This is a genomic window from Actinoplanes sp. NPDC023936, from assembly GCF_040639325.1.
Classification (GTDB): Bacteria; Actinomycetota; Actinomycetes; order Mycobacteriales; family Micromonosporaceae; genus Actinoplanes.
The window spans coordinates 1-20,118 of sequence record NZ_JBEZZR010000017.1; the positions used below are offsets into that span (position 1 = coordinate 1).

The 20,118-nt window shown below is 71.9% G+C and carries 19 protein-coding genes; 13 read left to right on the forward strand and 6 right to left on the reverse strand.

Annotated elements, in window-relative coordinates; translation table 11 throughout:
• The first annotated feature begins 275 nt into the window (after positions 1-275).
• From AB0F72_RS22205 to AB0F72_RS22215, 3 genes are all read left to right on the forward strand, one after another.
• Entirely contained in the window at positions 276-1,223 is a 948-nt protein-coding gene (locus tag AB0F72_RS22205; protein ID WP_360434424.1) for a TIGR03557 family F420-dependent LLM class oxidoreductase, read from the forward strand.
• Positions 1,220-2,059, forward strand: coding sequence for a glycosyltransferase (locus AB0F72_RS22210; protein WP_360434427.1), 840 nt, complete (start codon positions 1,220-1,222; stop codon positions 2,057-2,059). The genes AB0F72_RS22205 and AB0F72_RS22210 overlap by 4 nt, the downstream gene beginning before the upstream one ends.
• A gap of 93 nt (positions 2,060-2,152) precedes the next feature.
• On the forward strand, positions 2,153-3,226 hold the full coding sequence (locus AB0F72_RS22215) for an IS630 family transposase (protein ID WP_360434430.1): 1,074 nt from the start codon (positions 2,153-2,155) through the stop codon (positions 3,224-3,226).
• Positions 3,227-3,228: 2 nt separating this feature from the next.
• Here the strand turns inward: AB0F72_RS22215 and AB0F72_RS22220 are convergent, their stop codons facing one another.
• From AB0F72_RS22220 to AB0F72_RS22230, 3 genes are all read right to left on the reverse strand, one after another.
• Entirely contained in the window at positions 3,229-3,585 is a 357-nt protein-coding gene (locus AB0F72_RS22220; protein WP_360434433.1) for a hypothetical protein, read from the reverse strand.
• Between the two features lie 63 nt (positions 3,586-3,648).
• Positions 3,649-5,070: a DUF222 domain-containing protein gene (locus tag AB0F72_RS22225; RefSeq protein ID WP_360434436.1), complete on the reverse strand. Its 1,422-nt coding sequence runs from the start codon at positions 5,068-5,070 to the stop codon at positions 3,649-3,651.
• 355 nt (positions 5,071-5,425) lie between these two features.
• Positions 5,426-6,832, reverse strand: a complete 1,407-nt coding sequence (locus AB0F72_RS22230) for an aldehyde dehydrogenase family protein (protein WP_360434439.1) — start codon at positions 6,830-6,832, stop codon at positions 5,426-5,428.
• A gap of 162 nt (positions 6,833-6,994) precedes the next feature.
• Between AB0F72_RS22230 and AB0F72_RS22235 the strand changes: the two genes are divergently transcribed.
• The 10 genes from AB0F72_RS22235 to AB0F72_RS22280 all read left to right on the forward strand — a co-directional run bounded on the left by AB0F72_RS22235 (position 6,995) and on the right by AB0F72_RS22280 (position 18,623).
• On the forward strand, positions 6,995-8,644 hold the full coding sequence (locus tag AB0F72_RS22235) for a carbamoyltransferase C-terminal domain-containing protein (RefSeq protein ID WP_360434442.1): 1,650 nt from the start codon (positions 6,995-6,997) through the stop codon (positions 8,642-8,644).
• Entirely contained in the window at positions 8,641-9,786 is a 1,146-nt protein-coding gene (locus AB0F72_RS22240) for a glycosyltransferase (protein ID WP_360434446.1), read from the forward strand. Before AB0F72_RS22235 ends, AB0F72_RS22240 begins: the two co-directional genes overlap by 4 nt.
• Entirely contained in the window at positions 9,783-11,396 is a 1,614-nt protein-coding gene (locus AB0F72_RS22245; RefSeq protein WP_360434449.1) for an HAD-IIIA family hydrolase, read from the forward strand. Before AB0F72_RS22240 ends, AB0F72_RS22245 begins: the two co-directional genes overlap by 4 nt.
• Positions 11,393-12,403, forward strand: coding sequence for a glycosyltransferase (locus AB0F72_RS22250; RefSeq protein WP_360434452.1), 1,011 nt, complete (start codon positions 11,393-11,395; stop codon positions 12,401-12,403). The genes AB0F72_RS22245 and AB0F72_RS22250 overlap by 4 nt, the downstream gene beginning before the upstream one ends.
• Positions 12,388-13,590 carry a glycosyltransferase gene (locus AB0F72_RS22255; protein ID WP_360434455.1) on the forward strand — a complete coding sequence of 401 codons (1,203 nt, stop codon included), beginning with the start codon at positions 12,388-12,390 and terminating at the stop codon, positions 13,588-13,590. Before AB0F72_RS22250 ends, AB0F72_RS22255 begins: the two co-directional genes overlap by 16 nt.
• Entirely contained in the window at positions 13,587-14,225 is a 639-nt protein-coding gene (locus tag AB0F72_RS22260) for an SIS domain-containing protein (RefSeq protein WP_360434458.1), read from the forward strand. The genes AB0F72_RS22255 and AB0F72_RS22260 overlap by 4 nt, the downstream gene beginning before the upstream one ends.
• Complete coding sequence (locus AB0F72_RS22265; RefSeq protein WP_360434461.1) at positions 14,222-15,754, forward strand: PfkB family carbohydrate kinase; 1,533 nt, start codon at positions 14,222-14,224, stop codon at positions 15,752-15,754. The genes AB0F72_RS22260 and AB0F72_RS22265 overlap by 4 nt, the downstream gene beginning before the upstream one ends.
• Position 15,755: 1 nt before the next feature.
• Entirely contained in the window at positions 15,756-16,436 is a 681-nt protein-coding gene (locus AB0F72_RS22270) for an SDR family oxidoreductase (protein WP_360434463.1), read from the forward strand.
• A complete protein-coding gene (locus tag AB0F72_RS22275) occupies positions 16,433-17,521 on the forward strand; it encodes a glycosyltransferase family 9 protein (RefSeq protein ID WP_360434466.1) in 1,089 nt (362 codons plus the stop codon). The genes AB0F72_RS22270 and AB0F72_RS22275 overlap by 4 nt, the downstream gene beginning before the upstream one ends.
• 97 nt (positions 17,522-17,618) lie before the next feature.
• Positions 17,619-18,623, forward strand: a complete 1,005-nt coding sequence (locus tag AB0F72_RS22280; protein WP_360434469.1) for a DNA topoisomerase IB — start codon at positions 17,619-17,621, stop codon at positions 18,621-18,623.
• 49 nt (positions 18,624-18,672) lie between these two features.
• Here AB0F72_RS22280 and AB0F72_RS22285 read toward each other — a convergent pair whose 3' ends face one another.
• Genes AB0F72_RS22285 through AB0F72_RS22295 form a run of 3 tightly spaced genes read right to left on the reverse strand, consistent with a single transcriptional unit; the run spans position 18,673 to position 20,116 of the window.
• Entirely contained in the window at positions 18,673-19,227 is a 555-nt protein-coding gene (locus AB0F72_RS22285) for an exonuclease (protein ID WP_360434472.1), read from the reverse strand.
• Between the two features lie 9 nt (positions 19,228-19,236).
• Positions 19,237-19,581, reverse strand: coding sequence for a hypothetical protein (locus AB0F72_RS22290; protein ID WP_360434475.1), 345 nt, complete (start codon positions 19,579-19,581; stop codon positions 19,237-19,239).
• A gap of 13 nt (positions 19,582-19,594) precedes the next feature.
• Positions 19,595-20,116: a nucleotidyltransferase domain-containing protein gene (locus tag AB0F72_RS22295; protein WP_360434478.1), complete on the reverse strand. Its 522-nt coding sequence runs from the start codon at positions 20,114-20,116 to the stop codon at positions 19,595-19,597.
• Positions 20,117-20,118 lie beyond the last annotated feature (2 nt).

Below are 20,118 nucleotides of genomic sequence, written 5' to 3' on the forward strand. Positions count from 1 at the left end.
GGGGCCCGGCGGGGCCGCGCCCGCCCCCGCCGGCACCCCGGGCCCGCCCCCCCGGGCGGGCGCGCCCCCGCCCCGCCCCGCCGCTGTGCCGTGTCAGCGGCTCGTGCCGGCCGGCGCCGTCCCCGCGTTGCGCCGGCCGTTGTTTGCGCCGGCGCTCGTTGCGCCGGCCCTCGTTTGCGCCGGCCCAGTGTCTGCGCGGAACCAGCGTCTGCGCTGGTCCCGCGTTTGTGCCGAACTCGTGTTTGTGCCGGTGAAGCTGGGGAATCGGCAGCACCATGAAACTCGGGTACAAGCTCGCGGCCGAGGCGTTCGGTCCCAAGGAACTCATCCGGCAGGCGATCCGGGCGGAACAGGCCGGCTTCGACTTCGTCGAGATCAGCGATCACTACCATCCGTGGCTGGACGTGCAGGGACACTCCCCGTTCGCGTGGAACGTGCTTAGCGCGATCGCGGTGCAGACCCGCACGCTCGGCCTCGCGACCGGCGTGACTTGCCCCTCCGTGCGGTACCACCCGGCGATCATCGCGCAGGCCGCTGCCACTCTGGCGATCATCTCGGACGGGCGGTTCACCCTCGGTGTCGGCTCGGGCGAGCGGCTCAACGAGCACGTCGTCGGCCAGGGCTTCGGCAGCGTCCGGGAACGGCATGAGCGGCTCACCGAGGCACTCGACATCATCAACCTGCTCTGGCAGGGCGGATACCAGTCCTATCAGGGCAAGCACCTGCAACTCGAGGACGCGCGGGTGTTCGACCTCCCGGAGACGTTGCCGGCGATCGCGGTCGCGGCCGGGGGGAAGGTAGCGGCCGAGCTGGCGGCCACTCACGGCAGCGGGCTGTTCGCGACCGAGCCGCGCGCCGACCTGGTGGAGACGTTCACCGCGGCCGGTGGGAAGGGGCCGAAGTACGCGGAGGCCTCCGTCGCGTGGGCGCCCACTGAGGAAGCTGCGGTGAAAGAGGCCCACCGGACCACCCGCTGGGCTGTCACCGGCTGGAAGGTGATGGCCGAACTGCCCAATCCGGTCAACTTCGAGGCGGCGTCGGCAACGGTCACCGAGGACGACGTGCGCGAGACGTTCGTCTGCGGACCCGACCCCGCTCGGTACGTCGAGTCGATCCAGCAGTACCGTGACGCTGGTTTCGACCACATCGTCCTGATGAACGCCGGTCCGGACCCGGACGGCTTCCTGGACTTCTTCGCCACGGAACTGCGGGACAAATTGTGACGAACGACAGCGTCACGGTGGTGGTGGCCACCCGCAATCGCCGGGATCGGCTCTTCGAGACCCTCCCCGAGCACCAAGCCCCGGTGATCCTCGTCGACAACGCCTCGGACGACGGCGGCCCGGAGGAGATCGCCACGGCGTTCCCGGCCGTCGAGGTGGTGCGGCTCGGCGAGAACATCGGCGCGGCGGCCCGCAATGAGGGGGTGCGTCGCGCGGTCACGCCGTACGTCGCGTTCGCGGACGACGACTCGTACTGGTCGCCGGGCTCTCTGGCGCGTGCCGCGGCCCTGATGGACGCGCACCCGAAGCTGGCCTTGCTCTCGGCTCGCGTGCTGATCGGACCGGAGGGTCGCCTCGACCCGGTCTCCGAGGCCATGGCCGCCGCACCGATCGGCACGCCGGCCGGTGCGCCCGGCCCCGCGATTCTGGGCTTTCTCTCCTGCGCCGTCGTGGTCCGGCGCACGGCGTTCCTTGCGGCCGGTGGTTTCCAGCCACGCCTTTTCGTGTACGGGGAGGAAGCGCTCCTGGCGATGGATCTGGCCGCCGCCGGTTGGTGGTTGTGTTACGACCCGTCGCTGGTGGTGCGCCACTTCCCACTTCCGGCAGGCCGTGATCGCGGCGCCCGCAGGCGGATCGAGGCCCGGAACCGGATGCTGACCGCGCTGTTGCGCCGGCCGGCGGGCGTGATCGCGCGAACCGTGGCCGCGGCGATGCGGGAAGCGCCTGCGGCGGGGTGGGACGTGGCACGCGCGCTGCCGTGGGCGCTGCGTCACCGGCGGCTGCTGCCGCCCGAGGTCGAAGCGGATCTGGTACGGCTGAGCGCACCGCCCGCGTAGTCCCGGCGTCGTGTTCCCCGGCGTGGCGCGCCGGCCGATTCCTAGTGTCGCGTGTCTGAAGTGGTTTGACAGTGTGGCGGGCGACAATGAGGCATGTCTGTCGCGGCTGCGCTGGTTCTTCGTCCGGGTGATGGCGCGCGCCTGCGGGAGTTGACACGCTCGTCCGCCGCGCCGGCTGGGCATGTGCAACGAGCTCGGATGGTGTTGCTGGCGGCCGAGGGGTTGCCGAACGCGGAGGTCGGTCGGCGGGTCGGGATGACCCGGCAGACCGTAATCGCGTGGCGGGCGCGGTACGAGGCCGGTGGGATCGCCGCGCTGGCCGACCTGCCGCGCTCGGGCCGGCCGGGCAGTATCGACGAGGCCGCGGTGATCGCGTCGACGCTGAATCCGCCGCCGTCGGAGTTGGCGGTGACGCATTGGTCGGCGCGGCTGCTCGCTGGCCAGTTGAGTAGGGCGGGGATGCCGGTCAGCTTCGCCGAGGTGGCCCGGATCTGGCGGGCCTGGGGATTGCAGCCGCACCGGATCGAGACGTTCAAGTTCTCCACGGATCCGCAACTGGAGGCGAAGATCCGTGATGTGGTTGGGCTGTATCTGGACCCGCCGGCCAACGCGGTCGTGGTCTGCGTGGACGAGAAGTCGCAGATCCAAGCGTTGGATCGAACGGCACCGCTACTGCCGATGCGGTTCGACGCCGCGGAACGCCGCACCCACGACTATCGGCGCCACGGCACCACCACCTTGTTCGCGGCGCTGGAGGTGGCCACCGGGAAGATCACCGCGGACGCCTGCTACGAGCGGCACTCCAACGCCGAGTTCCTGGCCTTCCTCAAGCAGGTCGCCAAGGCCCACCCTCGGGTGCAGCTGCACGTCGTATGTGACAACTACGCCACCCACAACCACCCGAAGGTCAAAGCCTGGCTGGCCAAGCACCCACGGGTCACGCTGCACTTCACCCCGACCAGCGCCTCCTGGATGAACATGGTCGAGATCTTCTTCGGGCTCATCAGCCGGCAGGCCATCCGCCGCGGCAGCTTCACCAGCGTCACCGACCTGATCGGCGCGATCCGCGCGTTCATCGACGGCTACAACGAACGGTGCCAGCCGTTCCGCTGGACCAAAACCGCCGACCAGACCCTCGCCAAGGCGCAACGCCAGCCCTCGGCCTGACGTCAGAGATCACGCCACACGTGCGGTTCCTGGTAGGCGTGCCAGCCGTGGAAGAACCAGTCCGCGAGGTCCCGTAGCCGTTCCAGGCAGTCGTGGTAGTACTGCACCGGCTCCGGTCGAGGGAAGTTCGGGTGACTGGTCCACTCCGTCACGAAGTGGGAAACGTAGTAGAAGCCCTCCGCCATCCAGCGCGGCAAATCGTCACGGCCTTCGTACTGCTTGCAGACCGTTCGCATCGTCTGCTCCAACTGGCTGAAGGCCGCACGGTCCCAGACCAGGTCAGCGCCTCGCAGGCACAGCAGGAAACTACCCTCCGTCGCCTCGAACTCCCGCCTCAAAACGGTCAACGCGTCATCCATGTCCGCATCCTGGCACTCAGGTACGACATCCCCGGACCGTCAAGCTATTTCAGACACGCGACACTAGATCCGCCGGTGAATCGCGGGCCGGTGCAGGATGTTGCGCCGGGGCTGCCGGGTCGGGTCCACGTGTGCCGGCGGCAGAAACTCCGGCAGGCCGTCGGAGCCCCGGCATGCCGTCCACCCGCCACCGTGGACGAGCCGGTGATGCGGCCGGCACAGCAGCACGCCTTGCGCGACGTCGGTGGGCCCGTCGTGGTCCCAAGGAAGCATGTGGTGGGCTTCGCACCAGCTGGGTGGCCGGTCGCAGTCGGGGAACGCACACCCGCCGTCCCGGACGGCGAGGGCCTGCCGTTGTGCCGGTGTGAAGAGCCGCCGGGAGCGACCGAGATCAAGTGGTTCGCCGGCGCCGCCGAGCACCACCGGGAGGATCCGGGCGTCGCAGGCGATCCGGCGAGCCGCTTCGGCGTCGAGGCGGGCGCCGCTCTCGGTGTACGCGGTTCCCACGCCGGTGAGCAGCGCCTCGTAGTCGATCGTGACGGACATCTGCGGAGGGAGGCCACCGTTGTGGGGAAGGCTTCCGGAGCGGAGGGCACGACGGCAGACCTCGACCAGCGCGTCGGCGCGGCGCTGACGCGGTGAGCAGCTCTCGTCGTGGGCGGCGGCACCGTTCTCGGAGGCCGGGCTGTTCTGGGAGTCCGGGCTGTTCTGGGAGTCCGGGCTGTTCCGGGAATCGGGGCCGTTCTGGGAATCGGGGCCGTTCTGGGAATCCGTGCCGTCCGCAGACGCCGTGCCGTTCCCGGACGATGATCGGGTGGACGCCGGAGCACAGAGCGGATCGAGCGCTGCCTGGACGATGGCGGCGTCTTCGACGGTGAGACAGCCCATCACCCGCACGCTGCCGGCCACCGGGGCACAGAGCGTCAAACCCCGTCGCCACCAGGCCCGCTGTTCGGCGCGGCGGAGCGCCTCACCCTCGAGCCGCGTGGCTTCGTCCGGAGCGACGTGCTCGAGGATCCGGTCTCCGATCTTGCGGAGCCGGGCCGGTTCAAAGCGCTGGGCGTAGTCGATAAGCGCTTGCTCCGCCGCGTTCACGGTCTCCGGCTGCACCGCCTCCGGCAGGAAGCGGAGCGCCTCGCCGATCACCCGAGCCTGCGCGCCGGTGACGTCGCCGGTGCTGAGCGCGCCGTCGAGATCCGGACGCTTGTCCAGCAGGGCGGCTTGCGCGACCATCCGGCGAGCCACGTACCAATCGACACGGAGTTTGTCGCGCAGCCAGGCGGGGGTGCCGCGCGAGGACGTCTTCTTCGCGAAGTCGTTCCGATCCAGCTGGCGGACGAGGCGCAGCTGCAGAGCGGTCAGCGCCTGGATGGTCTCGTGCAGGTCGGCCACACAGGCGGCGGCCACCTCGTCAGCGGGCATGGCGGCGTCCGCGGTGGCAAACGCCACCGCGTCGTCTCTCAGCTTCTGGACCGCTTCACGCACGCCCCCATCATTGAGCGCTCGCTGAGCGAAATCCCAGTCCACGCCCTGTCGCGAATCCGCCTGGCCGCCCGCCCGGAAACCGGCTAGCTCACCAACGCTCCGACAAGCGAACCAGGTTCGAGCGAGCAGGGCCAGCGAGCAGGGCCAGCGAGCAGGGCCAGCGAGCAGAGCACAGAACGAAGCGCAGAACCGATCTCAGCGCCGGCGGTTACGGCGATAATTGACGATGCCGGCGACCACCAGCAACACGGGCAGGAGCAGCCCCCACATCAGCCAGCCATTCATGTGCCCGAGTCTGGCGCGGCGGCGCGCGGGCGCGCTTCACCCCTGGCGGATGAGCGCGCCCGGAGCAGCGTCACCAACCGGTGGGCGGCGCCTCGATGTGGACGGCCTTCATCACGGTCATCTCATCGAGCAGCTCGGGCCCGTACCCGAAGCCCTGTCCGCTGCCGCGGCGCGGATGCGCGGCACCCCCCGGCGCTCCGCCGAAGACCGCGTTGATTTTCACGGTCCCGACCGGGAGCTCGCGCCAGGCCTGCTGGGCGTGGCTCATCGAGCCGGTCAGGACGGTGGCGGCCAGCCCGTACGGTGACTCGGCCGCCCGCGCCAGCGCGGTGCCGAACGAATCGACCGTGACCACCGCCGCGACCGGCCCGAAGGTCTCCTCCCGGACCACCGCCATGTCGTCCGTGCAGTCGGCGAGGACGGTCGGCGGGTAGAAGGCGCCCGCGCCGCCCGGCACGGACCCGCCGTGAAGCACCCGGGCGCCGTCCCGCACCGCGGCCCGGACCTGCTCGTCGACACCCGCGCGGAGCCGAACGTCCACGAGGGGCCCGATCTTCTCGGCCCAGCCGGCGGCCTCCTTCGCGAGCGCGTCGAGGAACGGCGCGGCGACATCCTGATGGACGTAGATCCGTTCGACCGAGACGCAGATCTGCCCGGCGTTGGCGAACGCGCCGACCGCCGCCTGCTGCGCCGCCCACACCGGGTCGACGCCGGAGTCCACGATCAGTGGGTCGCTGCCACCGTTCTCCAGCAGCGCCTTCGCGCCGGTCCGGGCGCAGGCGGCGGCGATGGCCCGCCCGGTGGCGGTGGAGCCCACCTGCGCCACCACGTCCACTTCGCTTCCGGCGAGGGCGGCGCCGACCGGCCCGTCACCGGCCAGCAGTCCGAGCACGCCGTCCGGGAAGTGCGGCGCGAGGATCTGGGCGAGCCGCCACCCGGTGGCCGGGGTGCGCTCGCTCGGTTTGTGCACGACGGCGTTGCCGGTGACCAGGGCAGCGCCGAGCAGGCCGCAGGAGACCGCGACCGGATCGTTCCACGGGGTGATCACCGCGACGACGCCGCGGGGCGCGTAGGCCATCAGGTCGATCGCCTCATCGTTACCGGCCAGAGTCCGGCCACGGTGGGTGGGTCCGAGCTCGGCGTACTGGCGGAGGGTGCCGATGCCGGCGGCGATGCTGTCGCCGGCCTCGCCGACCGGTTTGCCCATCTCGGCGGACATGATCTCAGCGAGTTCGCCCGCGGCGGCCTCGAGGGCGGTGGCGGCGGCGTGCAGGGCGGCGGCGCGGGCGGCCGGCGCGGTCCGGGCCCACTCTCCGGCGGCGGCGTGGGCGGCCTTCACCGCCGCCGCGACGTCGGCCTCGGAGGAGACCGGCACCCGGGTCACCGGGGTGTCGTCGCGCGGGTCGATAACGGTCAGGGTGCGGTCACCGGAGCCGGGACTCCAGGCGCCGGCGATGAGCTGCTCGACGTCGTACATGGGGGGCTGTCTTCCCCGTTGCATTGCATAAAAACTTGGCTGGCCGCAAATGATGGCACCTATCAGTGCAGGTCATGCGCATTTTCCAGAAAGGACTGATCTTTCCGGGAGAAGTCGATGGTCATTTGAATAGACGCAAAAATACGGGGTACTCGGCGCGCCATGCGAGTACTTGGCGTCAACGCGATCTTCCACGATCCCTCGGCCGCCCTGGTCGTCGACGGACGCGTGGTTGCGGCCGCGGAGGAGGAACGGTTCAGCCGGCGCAAGCACGGTAAGCGGCCGGTGCCGTTCTCCGCATGGGAGCTCCCGGAGCTCTCCGCCGCCTGGTGCCTGGAGGCAGCCGGGCTGAAACCGGGCGACCTGGACGCGGTCGCCTACTCCTTCGATCCGGCGCTCTGCGGCGACGCGCAGCAGCTGGGCCTCAGCGATCCCTGGGACCACCTGCGCGTCGACTACGCACGAAGGGCGCCCCAGTTCCTCGCCACGGCGCTGCCCGGCCTCGACCCGGAGCAGGTCCGTTTCGTGCCGCACCACGTGGCACACGCCGCCTCCGCCGGGCTGAGCGTCCCGGAGCAGAACGCGGTGCTGGTGCTGGACGGGCGCGGCGAGTCCGCCAGCCACCTGGCCGGCGCGTACCGCGACGGGCAGCTGGAGGTCTTCAAGAGCCAGGAGCTGCCGCACTCGCTGGGCCTGCTCTACGAGGATCTCACCCGGCACCTGGGCTTCCTGCACTCCAGCGACGAGTACAAGGTGATGGCCCTCGCCTCCTACGGCCGCCCCAAGTTCCTCGGGCTCCTGCGGGAGCTGGTTTACGCCACCGAGGACGGCGGCTTCACCGTGGAGCGCATCGACTGGGACGCCCTGGCGAAGGCCCGGACGGCCGACGGCGAGATGACCGAGGCCCACGCCGACCTGGCCTCCAGCGTGCAGGTCCGCCTCGAGGAGGTGCTGCTCGACCTGGCCCGCTGGACCTACGAGGCGTCCGGTGGGCTGCCGACGCTGACGATGGCCGGCGGCACGGCCCTCAACTGCGTGGCGAACGCCCGGATCGCCGCCGAGGGCCCGTTCGAGCGGGTCTGGGTCCAGCCGGCGGCCGGCGACGCGGGCACCGCCCTCGGCGCGGCCCTGTCGCTCGGCCGGGAGCACGTCCCGTTCGGCACCGCTGCGCTCGGCCGCGGCTGGAGCGACGACGAACTGGAAGCCGAGCTGAAGCGGGCAGCGGTGCCGTACACCCGGCCGGCGTCGATCGCGCACGAGGCGGCCCGGGTTCTCGCCGGCAACGGCATCGTCGCCTGGTACCAGGGGCGCAGTGAGTACGGCCCGCGTGCCCTCGGCCACCGTTCGCTGCTCGCGCACCCCGGCGACGCGCACACCCAGACCCGCATGAACGACGTGAAGGGCCGCGAACAGTTCCGCCCGATCGCGCCGATGGTGCGGGCCGAACGCTTCGACGAGATCTTCGAGGGCGTCTTCCCGAGTCCGTACATGCTCTTCGTGCACAACGTGAAGCCGCACTGGCGGGACCGGATCCCGGCGGTCACCCACGTCGACGGCACGGCCCGGGTGCAGACCGTGCACGCCGAGACCGAGCCGGTCGTGGCGGAGATGCTCGCCGAGTTCGAGCGGCAGACCGGTCTTCCGGTAGTCGTCAACACCTCGTTGAACACGGCCGGGCGCCCGATGGTGGACACCCCGCGGGAGGCCCTCGAGTTGTTCGGTTCGGCGCCGGTGGATCTGCTCGCGATCGGCCCGTTCGCCGTGCACCGGGCGACCACCTTCGAGGCGGGCACCCCTGGGGCGAGCCGATGACGGACGTCACCATCGTCATACCCACGCTCGGCCGGCCGAGTCTGTTCGAGCTGGTCGCGGCCCTGCCGGAGGGGATACCGACCCTGGTCGTCGACGACCGGGCAGACCCCGGCGCCGCACCGCTGGACCTTCCGCCGCACGTTCGTGTCCTTCCCGGCCGTGCCGCAGGCCCGGCTGCCGCCCGCAATGTGGGTTGGCGGGCCGCCCGTACCGAGTGGGTGGTCTTCCTCGACGACGACGTGCTGCCCGGCGACGGCTGGGCCGAGCAACTGGCCGCCGACCTCCGTGACGCTGACTCCCGTGACGCCGACCCCCGTGACGCCGACCCCCGTGACGGCGGGCCTCCGGTCGGGGGAGTGCAGGGCCGGCTGCGCGTCCCGCTGCCCTCCGGCCGCCGGCCGACCGACTGGGAACGGGTCACCGCGGCTCTCGCCGACGGCGAGTGGATCACCGCGGACATGGCCTACCGCCGGTCCGCGCTGGCGCTGGCCGGCGGTTTCGACGAGCGTCTGCCGCGCGCTTTCCGCGAGGACGCGGAGCTTGCGCACCGCGTGCGGGAGGCAGGCTTCCTGCTCCGGCGCGGCCTTCGGGAGACCACCCATCCGGTACGGGGGGAGAGCCGCTGGGTCAGCGTCCGCACTCAGCGGGGCAACGCCGACGACGCGCTGTTGCGCCACCTGTACGGGCCCCGCTGGCGTGCCGTCCTGGAGATCCCGCCCGGCCGCCGTCGCCGTCACGCCGCGGTGACCGCCGCCGGCGTCGTGGCCCTGACCGCTGCCGCCGCCCGCGGGATCACCGGTCAGCGACAGTTCACGGCCGCCGCCGTGCTCGCCGGCCTGGTCTGGGCGGCTGGTACCGCCGAGTTCGCTGCGGCCCGCATCGCACCCGGGCCGCGCGACCGCCGCGAGGTCACCACGATGCTGCTGACCAGCGCCGCGATCCCGCCGGTCGCGGTGGCCCACTGGCTCCGGGGCTGGGCGCGCTGGCGAGGCGCAGAGCCGATCCGTCCGGACCAGGAAGCCGTGGAAACACGGGCCGTGGCCGAGAGAACCGTGGAAAGGACAGTCACGGACAGGACGGCCACGGACAGGACAGTCACGGACAACCGGCAACACCGGGATTTCACGGAGGCCCGCCGGTGACAGCCCTGTTCGACGCGGTCCTCTTCGACCGGGACGGCACCCTCGTGGTGGACGTTCCCTACAACGGCGACCCGGACCGGGTGCAGCCGATGCCGGGCGCCCGGGAGGCCCTCGACCGGCTGCGCGCCGCCGGCCTGCGCCTCGGGGTGGTCACCAACCAGTCCGGGCTGGCCCGGGGCTACTTCACCGGCGACCAGCTGACCGCGGTGCACCGCCGGATCGAGGAGCTCCTCGGGCCGTTCGACACCTGTCAGGTGTGCCCGCACGACGACAGCGCCGGATGCCCGTGCCGCAAGCCCGCCCCCGGGCTGGTCGACGCGGCGGCGGCAGCGCTCGGCACCACGGCCCGCCGCTGCGTGGTGGTCGGCGACATCGGCCGCGACATGGAGGCCGCGCTCGCCGCCGGCGCCGCCGGAATCATGGTGCCCACTGAGATCACCATGCCGGCCGAGGTCGCCGCGGCACCGGAGACGGCGGTCGATCTCGCCGAGGCGGCCGACCTGATCCTGCGGCGCCAGGCGCTGCTCACACCGGCGCCCCGACCCGGCGGCTCCGGCACGACTGGCCGGGCCGGCACGACTGGCCGGGCCGGCACGGTTCTTGCGGTGCGGTCGGATTCGGCCGGGGACATGCTGGTCACCGGCCCAGGGATCCGGGCGATCGCGGCCGGCGCCGACCGTGTGGTGCTGCTCTGCGGCCCGCGCGGCCGGGCCGCCGCCGAACTCCTGCCCGGTGTCGACGAGATCGTCGAGTGGCGCCTGCCCTGGATCGACCCCGAACCCGGCCCGGTCGACCCGGACGACATGCGGGCGCTCACCGAGCGGTTGCGGGCCACCGGCGCCGAGGAGGCGGTGGTCTTCACCTCGTTCCACCAGTCGGCTCTCCCGCTCGCCCTGCTGCTGCGGATGGCCGGGGTGGGTCGGATCACCGCGATCAGCGACGACTATCCCGGCTCGCTGCTGGACGTGCGTCACCGCGTACCCGATGATCTGCCGGAACCGGAACGTGCCCGCAGCGTCGCGGCAGCGGCGGGGTTCGCGCTGCCCGACGGTGACGACGGAGGCCTGCGGGTGTCCGTCGCCGTGCCACCGACCAGGTCCCGCTACGTGGTCGTGCACCCGGGCGCCAGCGTGGAGGCCCGCTCCTGCCCTCCGGAGAATCTGCGCCGCATCGTCGCCGCGCTGGCCGCCGCCGGTCACGAGGTGCTGGTCACCGGCGGTCCGGGGGAGCGGCGGCTGGCTTCCTACGTGGCCGGGACTTCCGGCACCGACGCCGGGCCGACCTCGATGGCCGGTCTGGCCGAGCTGATCGCCGGCGCCGCCTGCGTGATCGTCGGCAACACCGGCCCGGCGCATCTGGCCGCGGCCGTCGGCACCCCGGTGATCAGCCTGTTCGCACCGACCGTCCCCTACGGCCGGTGGGGGCCCTATCGCGTTCCCGCGGTGCGGCTCGGTGACGCTGCCGCGGCCTGCCGCGACACCCGCGCGATCCGCTGCCCCGTCCCAGGTCATCCATGCCTGTCACAGATCGGGCCGCGGGACGTCCTGCACGCGTTGCGCCGGATCGGCGTGACGCCCCACAAACCATATTTCGGCGAGGTGGCTGCGTGAACATCCTTCTCTGGCACGTCCACGGATCCTGGACGACATCCTTCGTCCAGGGCAAGCACCGCTATCTGGTGCCGGTGAACCCGGCCCGGGACGAGTGGGGCCGGGGCCGTGCCCGCACCTTCGACTGGCCGGACACGGTCGAGGAGTTGCCTCTCGAGGACATCCGGGACGCCCGCATCCGGGACGCCCGCATCCGGGACAACGGCAGAGGGGACAACGGCACCGGGGACATCGGCATCGGGGACATCGACGTCGCGATCGCGCAGCGGCCGGAGGAGCTCGATCTGATCCCGCCGCACGTGCCGGTGATCTACGTGGAGCACAACACCCCGAAGGGCGACGTGCCGAACTCGCGGCATCCGCTCGCCGACCGAGACGACCTGGTGATCGCGCACGTCACCGACTTCAACGACCTGTTCTGGGACACCGGCGCCACCCGGACCACGGTGATCGACCACGGGATCGTGGAGCCGAAGGCGCGCTGGACCGGCGAGCTGGACCGGCTCGCGGTCGTCACCAACGAGCCGGTACGCCGGGGCCGGGTCACCGGCACCGACCTGTTCGGACGGTTCGCGGCGGTGGCGCCCCTCGACGTGTTCGGGATGGGGGTGGCCGGGTTGGAGAGGGCCGGGTTGGAGGGTGTCACCGCCTTCGACGACCCACCCCAGCACGTGATGCACACCGAGGTGGCCCGCCGCCGCGCCTACCTGCACCTCTGCCGCTGGACCTCGCTCGGGTTGAGCCTGATCGAGGCGATGCAGATGGGCATGCCGGTCGTCGCGCTCGCCACCACCGAGGCGGTCGCCGCCGTCCCACCGGACGCCGGCGTGCTCGCCACCAAGGTGGACACCCTCGTCGAGGCCGCGCAGTGGCTGATCGACGAGCCGGAGGCCGCGGCCCGCATGGGCGAACGCGCCCGCCAGGTGGCTCTCGCCAAGTACGGGCTCGACCGGTTCCTGGCCGACTGGGACCGGCTGCTGGAGGAGGAAACATGCGCATCGCGATGATCTCGGAACACGCGAGCCCGCTCGCGGCGCTCGGCGGGGTCGACGCCGGTGGGCAGAACTCGCACGTCGCCGAGCTCGCCGCCGCCCTGGCCGCCCAGGGACACGAGGTACGCGTCTACACCCGGCGGGACAGCCCGGACCTTCCCACGGTGGTGCCGATGGGGGAGCGGGTCGACGTCGTGCACGTGCCCGCCGGCCCGGTGGAGGTGCTGCCGAAGGACGAACTGCTGCCGTTCATGGGGCAGTTCGCCGAGTGGATGGCCGCGGACTGGCGGGACGAGTGGCGCCCCGACGTGGCGCACGCGCACTTCTGGATGAGCGGCCTGGCCGCCCTGGACGCCGGGCGCGCCTGCGGGGTGCCGGTGGTGCAGACGTTCCACGCGCTCGGCTCGGTGAAGCGCCGTTACCAGGGTGACGCGGACACCAGCCCGCAGGGGCGGGTCTCCTACGAGCGGCACATCGGCCGGACCGCCGACCGGGTGATCGTGCAGTGCCGCGACGAGATCGGCGAGCTGCTCCGGCTCGGGGTGCCCCGGTCGGCGATGGACCTGGTGCCGTCCGGGGTGAACACCGAGCGGTTCAGCCCACGCGGGCCGGCGGCACCGCGCACGCCCGGCAGGGCCCGGATCCTCACGGTGGCCCGGCTGGTCGAGCGCAAGGGCGTCGAGGACACGATCCGCGCGCTGGCCGCGGTGCCCGGCGCCGAGCTGGTCGTGGTCGGCGGGCCGCCCGCGGACCGGCTGGACGACGAGCCGTACGCCCGCCGCCTGCGCGCCCTGGCCGAGAAGTGCCGGGTCGCCGACCGGGTACGCCTGGCCGGCGCGGTCCCGGCGCACGAGATGCCCCGCTGGTACCGCTCGGCCGACGTGGTCGCCGCCACCCCGTGGTACGAGCCGTTCGGCCTCACCCCGCTCGAAGCGATGGCCTGTGGTGTGCCGGTGGTGGCGACAGCGGTCGGCGGGCTCACCGACACCGTGGTCGACGGCGTGACCGGCGACCTGGTGCCGCCCCGCGACCCGAGGGCCCTCGCCGCGGCGCTGCGCCGGCTGGTCAACGAGGACGTACGCCGGTTCGCGTACGCGGCCGCCGCCGAGGACCGGGCCGCCGCGTCGTACTCCTGGCCCCGCATCGCCGAACGCCTGACCGCCGTCTACTCGACTGTTGCCGACCTGGAGGTAGCCGCGTGAACCCCCTGGAAGATCATCTGGCTGGCCTGGAGGCGGCGATCGCGCCGTTCCGTAAGCAGGCCGGCCACCTCGAGGAGTGGGGCGCCCGCCTCGCCCATCACCTGGGCCGCGGCGGCCGCCTGCTGGTGGCCGGCAACGGCGGCAGCGCGGCGGAGGCCCAGCATCTGGCCGCCGAGCTGGTCGGCCGGCTGCGCGGCGAGCGGATGCCGCTCTCCGCGATCGCGCTCACGCCCGATTCGTCGGCGGTCACCGCGATCAGCAACGACTACGGCTTCGAGGAGGTCTTCGCCCGCCAGGTGCGCGCGCACGGCCGCCGCGACGACGTGCTGCTGCTGCTCTCCACGAGCGGCCGCAGTCCGAATCTGGTCACTGCGGCCCGCGCCGCGAAGGAGATCGGCGTGCACACCTGGGCGATGGTCGGCCAGGCGCCGAACCCGCTCGCCGACGCCTGCGACGAGGTGTTGCGCTGCCCGTCCGAGGACAGCCAGGTGGTGCAGGAGCTGCATCTGGTCGCCGTGCACGTGATGTGCGAGTACATCGACCAACACCTGATCCCGTACACGGCTGAGCCGGGACAGAAGCCGGAACAGAAGCCGGGACAGAAGCCGGAACAGAGGGAGATGGTCACGGTATGAAGCTCGTGATCGTCGGCGACACGCTCCTCGACCGCGACGTCGACGGCAGCGTGCGCCGCATCGCCCCGGACGCTCCGGCGCCCGTGCTCGACGAGGAGAGTGTCCGGGAACGGCCAGGCGGCGCCGGCCTTGCGGCAGTGCTTGCGCGACGTCAGGGGTACAAGGTGAGCCTCGTGACCGCCATCGCCGCTGACGAGCCCGGCGCCCGGCTCACGCGGTTGCTCACCGAGGCGGGGGTCGAGGTGTACCCGCTCCCGCTGCCCGGCGCCACGCCGGAGAAGGTGCGCCTGCGCGCCGCCGGCCAGGTGCTGCTGCGCCTGGACCGGGGCGGCCCGCCGGTCCCGCCCGGTGACGTACCGAGCGCGGTCCTTGACGTGCTCCGGGACGCCGGCGCGATCCTGGTCAGCGACTACGGCCGGGGTGTCGCCCGGCATCCGGCGCTGCGCACCGCGCTGGAGGAGACGAAGGCGCCGGTGGTCTGGGATCCGCACCCGAACGGCCCGGCCCCGGTCGCGAACGTGCGCCTGGTGACGCCGAACGAGTCGGAGGCGCTGCGGCTCGCCGGTGACGCCGGCAACGGCTCGAAGCTCGCGGCCGCGCAGCGCTCCGGTCACCAGCTCCGGCAGCGCTGGCGCGCCGGCGCCGTGGTGGTCACCTGCGGCGCGCGCGGCGCGGTGCTCTGCCATTCCGGCCCGACGCCGCTGGTGGTGCCGGCGCCGCGGGTGAGCGCCGGCGACACGTGCGGGGCCGGTGACAGTTTCGCGGCCGCGGCGGCGATCGCCCTCGCGAACGGCGCCCTGGTCTCCGAGGCGGTCCAGCAGGCGGTCGAGGCCGCCAGCGCGTATGTCGCGGGAGACAAGACCGCGGCAGCCGGCAAGCCCGCGGGACACGGGACAGCGGGGGACAGGGCAGCGGGGGACAGGTCGGCAGGGAGTAAGGCGACAGGCGACAAGGCCGCGGAAGACAAGGCGGTAGAAGACAAGGCGGCAGAAGAAGACAAGGCCGCGACGGCCGGCGGCGCTTCCGAGGTCGTCGCGCGGGTGCGCGCGTCCGGCGGCACGATCGTCGCGACCGGCGGCTGCTTCGACCTGCTGCACACCGGCCACCTCGCCACCCTGCGGGCCGCCCGTAGTCTCGGCGACTGCCTGATCGTCTGCCTGAACAGCGACGACTCGGTTCGCCGGCTGAAAGGCCCGGACCGTCCCCTCAACACCGAGGCCGACCGGGCCCGGCTCCTCGCGGCTCTGGACTGCGTCGACGCCGTCGTGATCTTCGACGAGCCCACCCCGGAATCCGTGCTGGCCTGGCTCCGGCCGGACATCTGGGTGAAGGGCGGCGACTACGCGGACGGCGGCCCGGAGATGCCGGAGGCCGAGCTGATGAAGCGCTGGGGCGGCCAGACCGTGATCGTCCCCTACCTGGACGGCCGGTCCACAACGAAAACGATCCAGGCCGCGAAGACCATCCAGGCCGCGAAGACGATCCAGGCTGCAAAGACCATCCAAGCCGCAAAAACTGGAGGACAGTGAATTGGACGCAGTGATCGTCACCGGTGGATCGAGCGGCCTCGGCGCCGCCGTCGTCGACGCCGTGATCAAGGCGGGTGGCCGCCCGTACGTGATCGACCGGCAGCCCCCGAAGGACGGCGTCGAGTGGATCGAGTGCGACCTGGCCGACACCCGGGCGGCGGAGCAGGCCACCCGAGATCTGATCGAGAGGGCCGGCGGCAGCATCGACGGTGTGGTGACCGCGGCCGGCATGGACGTCCCGGGGGCGCTCGCCGACATCCCCGGCGAGACCTGGGACCGCATCGTGGCGATCGACCTGCTCGCCACGGCGGCCGTCATCCGGGCCGCGCTCCCCGCCCTGAAACAGTCCCACGGCGGGGTCGTCACGATCTCGTCCACGCTGGGGATCAAGGCGGTCGGCGACGCGACGGCGTACTGCGCCGCGAAGTTCGGCGTGGTCGGCTTCACCCGCGCGCTCGCCGCCGAGCTGGCCGGGCAGGTGAACGTCACGCTGCTGATCCCGGGCGGGATGCGCACCAAGTTCTTCGACGAGCGCGAGGACCGCTACAAGCCCGGACCGGACGCGATCCTCAACGATCCGGCGAACGTGGCGTCGGCGGTGCTCTTCGCGCTCAGCCAGCCGGCCGGCTGTGCGGTCCGTGAGCTGGTCGTGGCGGCGGAGATGGAGACGTCGTACCCGTGATCCTGATCCTTCGCGCGCTCGGCGTGGGAGATCTCGCGGCCTCGGTGCCCGCCCTGCGCGGGCTCCGGGCCGCTTTCCCCGGCGAGACGCTGAGCCTGGCGACGCCGACCTGGCTGACGCCGCTCGTCGAGGCCATCGGCGGCGGCGCGACCATCGGCGGCGGCAACGCTCGGGAGGGCAATGCTGGGGAGGGCAATGCTGGGGAGGGCAACGCTGGGGAGGGCAACGCTGGGGAGGGCAACGCTGGGGAGGGCAACGCTGGGACAGGCAACGGCGGCGGGGGCAACGCCGGCGGGGGGAACGCCGGCATCGACCGGATCATCCCGGCGACGGAGCTGGAGCCGCTGACCGGCGCCCCGGCGAACCCGCAGCTCGCGGTGAACCTGCACGGCTCCGGCCCGGAGTCGCACCGGCAGCTCCAGGCGTTGCACCCCGGCAAGCTCTGGGCGTTCGCGAACCGGGCGGCCGGTCACCAGGACGGTCCCGGCTGGCTCGACGAGGAGCACGAGGTCCGTCGCTGGTGCCGGCTGGTGCGCTATTACGGCGTACCCTGTGATCCTGATGATCTTGATCTTGCGACGCCCGGCGTGGACGTCGCGCAGGGCGTGACGATCATCCATCCGGGTGCGAAATCCCCGGCTCGGCGCTGGCCTCCGGACCGCTTCGCGTCCGTCGCCCGCCGGTTGCGCTCAGCGGGCCACCACGTGCTGATCACCGGTTCCGCCGCGGAGCAGGACTTGTGTGTACGGGTGAGCGAGGCAGCCGGACTAGGCCCGGAAGCCGTCGCCCGCACCAGCCTGACCGAACTGCTCGCCCTGGTCGCCGGAGCCCGGCTCGTGATCAGCGGCGACACCGGCATCGCACACCTGGCGACCGGTTACCGAACCCCTTCGGTGACCCTGTTCGGCCCGGTCTCCCCGGCCCGCTGGGGACCACCCGCGAACCGGCCGTGGCATCGCCCGATCTGGCACGGCACCCGCAGCGAGCGCGGTGACCTGCCCGGCCCGGTGCACCCCGCTCTCCGGGCGGTCACGGTGGACGAGGTCCTGGCCGCCGCGGAGGAGGTGCAGCGCGCCTCCCGATGAAGCCGCCTGACGCCCCACAGCTCTGACACCGTCAACCCTCTACCCCTTCGCCCCGACACCCCTTGTGGATGCCCCTCCATGAAAACCGAGACCCCACATGAAGCTGCGTCGCAGTGACCTCGGTAAACCCGGATTCGGCCGCCGCCGCGCCGGAAAGGGTTTCACCTATCTCGACCGGGACGGCAGCCGGCTCGCCGACGAGGAGACCGTCGCCCGGATCACGTCGCTCGTCATCCCGCCGGCCTGGCGCGACGTCTGGATCTCCCCGGATCCACGCGGCCACATCCAGGCCACCGGCGTCGACGCGGCCGGCCGCAAGCAGTACCTCTACCACCCGCAGTGGCGCGAGCAGCAGGACCAGGAGAAGTTCGACCACGCGCTGGAGGTCGCCGAACGGCTGCCGGAGGTCCGCGAACGGCTCTGCGCCGACCTGACCGGCGCGCGCGGCCTGACCCGGGAACGCGTGCTCGCGGCGATCGTCCGGATGCTCGACATGGGCATGTTCCGGATCGGCAGCGACCAGTACGCCGTCCGCGAGGAGGACCCGTCCTACGGCCTCTCCACGCTGCGGCCCGAGCACGTACGCACCAGGGGCGGCTGCGTCCTGCTGGAGTTCCGCGGCAAGTCCGGCGTCGACCACTCGGCCACGGTGGGGGACGGCGAGGTCTGCGCGGTGCTGCGGGACCTCAAGCGCCGCCGCCGTGGCGAGCAGCGGCTCCTCGCGTACTGGGACCGCTCGTCCCGCCGCTGGCAGGAGATCCGCGCCGACGCGATAAACGATTATCTGCGCGACATCAGCGGCGAGCAGATGACGGCGAAGGACTTCCGCACCTGGCACGGCACCGTCAAGGCCGCCACCGAACTGGCCGAGGCGGGCCCGCAGCCGACCAAGGCGAAACGCCAGAAGGCGGTCGCGAACGCGATGCGTGAGGTGGCCGGCATGCTCGGCAACACGCCCACTGTGGCCCGCAACTCCTACGTCGACCCGCGCGTCATCGAGCACTACGAGAAGGGCCGGGTGGCCGACGTCGAACCCGGCGAGCCCCGGGAGAAGGCCGAGGAGGAGGTGCTCGGCCTCCTCGACGGCGACTCCCCCCGCTGACGGCGGGATTCCCTGCCGTGCGAGCCGCGCCGGAAGGCCGCTGAGCCGCTCAGCCGTTGCGGTGGCGCATCGCCGCGTCGAAGACCTGCGCGAGTTCGGCCGCGTCCTCTCCGGCGTGGTGGGTGTGCGGCACGTCGGTCAGGCCGAGCGCGTTCTTGATCTTCCCCTTCCGGGTCTCGACCCACTCGCTGCCGGTGGCGCCCATCCAGAAGCTGCGCAGGTCGACCCCGGACCCGGTGGAGCCGAACGGGCTGTGCCCGAGGAACCGGACGAAATACCAGTGCACGAACATCCCGTCCCACACTGCCGGCGCGGCCAGGAAAACCGGGCGGCCGATTCTCCGCAGCCCGTTCACCCAGGAGGCGGCCGCCTTCATCGCGATCGCGGGCTCGGGAGCTTCCCGCAGGAGCCGGTCCCGGTCGAGCCCGGACACGGCGAGGGCCGCGGGGACGAGGTCGTCGGAGATGGGCCGGAGCTCGGTGTAGAAGGTGAGGTCGGGCCGTCCGGCGACCGCCATGCCGAGCGACAGCATGCTGTACGGCCCCGGAATCGGTCCGTCCGCCTCGACGTCGACGGCCACGAAGAGTTCCGGCAGCGCGGTCATCGCCTCACGTTACAAACGATCCTCGAAGTTGGCGAGAACCTCGGCCCGCGCCCCACCCGACCGGAAATGCTGGAGCAGCGCCCGGGCGAATAGCACCTGGTTGTCCTCACCCACGGATTCATTCAGCGGAGTCACCTCGATGCGCCACCGGAAATAGTGATAGCCGGTGTCCGGATCCGTAGCGAGCTTTTCGTCCGCGTCGTCGTTCGGTGAGATCTCCAGCCAGTTACCACGGAGGTCACACGAGTTCGCCTTCACCTGCACGGCACCAGAAAATGCCGTAATCAGATCCTCGAGGAGGCGCACCCATCCCGTTGCACTGTCCACCATGACGATGAAATGGTTGTCGTACACCCGTGCCGGCTCCTTAACCTAGGGGGCGGAATGGGCCGGTGTCGAGCTTACCGCCGATCCGGAGGACTGAGAACTGGACTTTGTGCGGGGTCTCGGCATCGAGTAAGTCCCGGCGGCGGCGGTGGAAGTCGGAGCCCAGGTCGAAACTGGAGAGTTGGCCGTTCCCGTTGATTCTGCGAATCATGCTGTCACGCAGCTTGGTGCCTGGCCGTGCCCGGGCCAGTGCCTTTTCCGAAAGCTCGAAGAACGTGCGGTCGTTGACACGCAAAGCAACGTCGATGTCTGATCCGGTACGCGCCGTGCCGCGCACCCGGCTCCCGTGTACCACCAGATCTCCGTCCGGCAGGCCGGCTTGCCGTTGTAGCTGGCGAGCGCCGCGCGCGAACCGGGCTAACTGCCGTGCCGTGAATCCCTGGGGAATGCCGAGGACCGTGGAGGACCGTGCGGCCCGTTGAGCCGCGACCTGACCCGCGGGCTCACCGTATTGCTTGGCCGCCCAGTCGGGCGATGATGCCTGTCCCGGCCGGGCCGGCACGC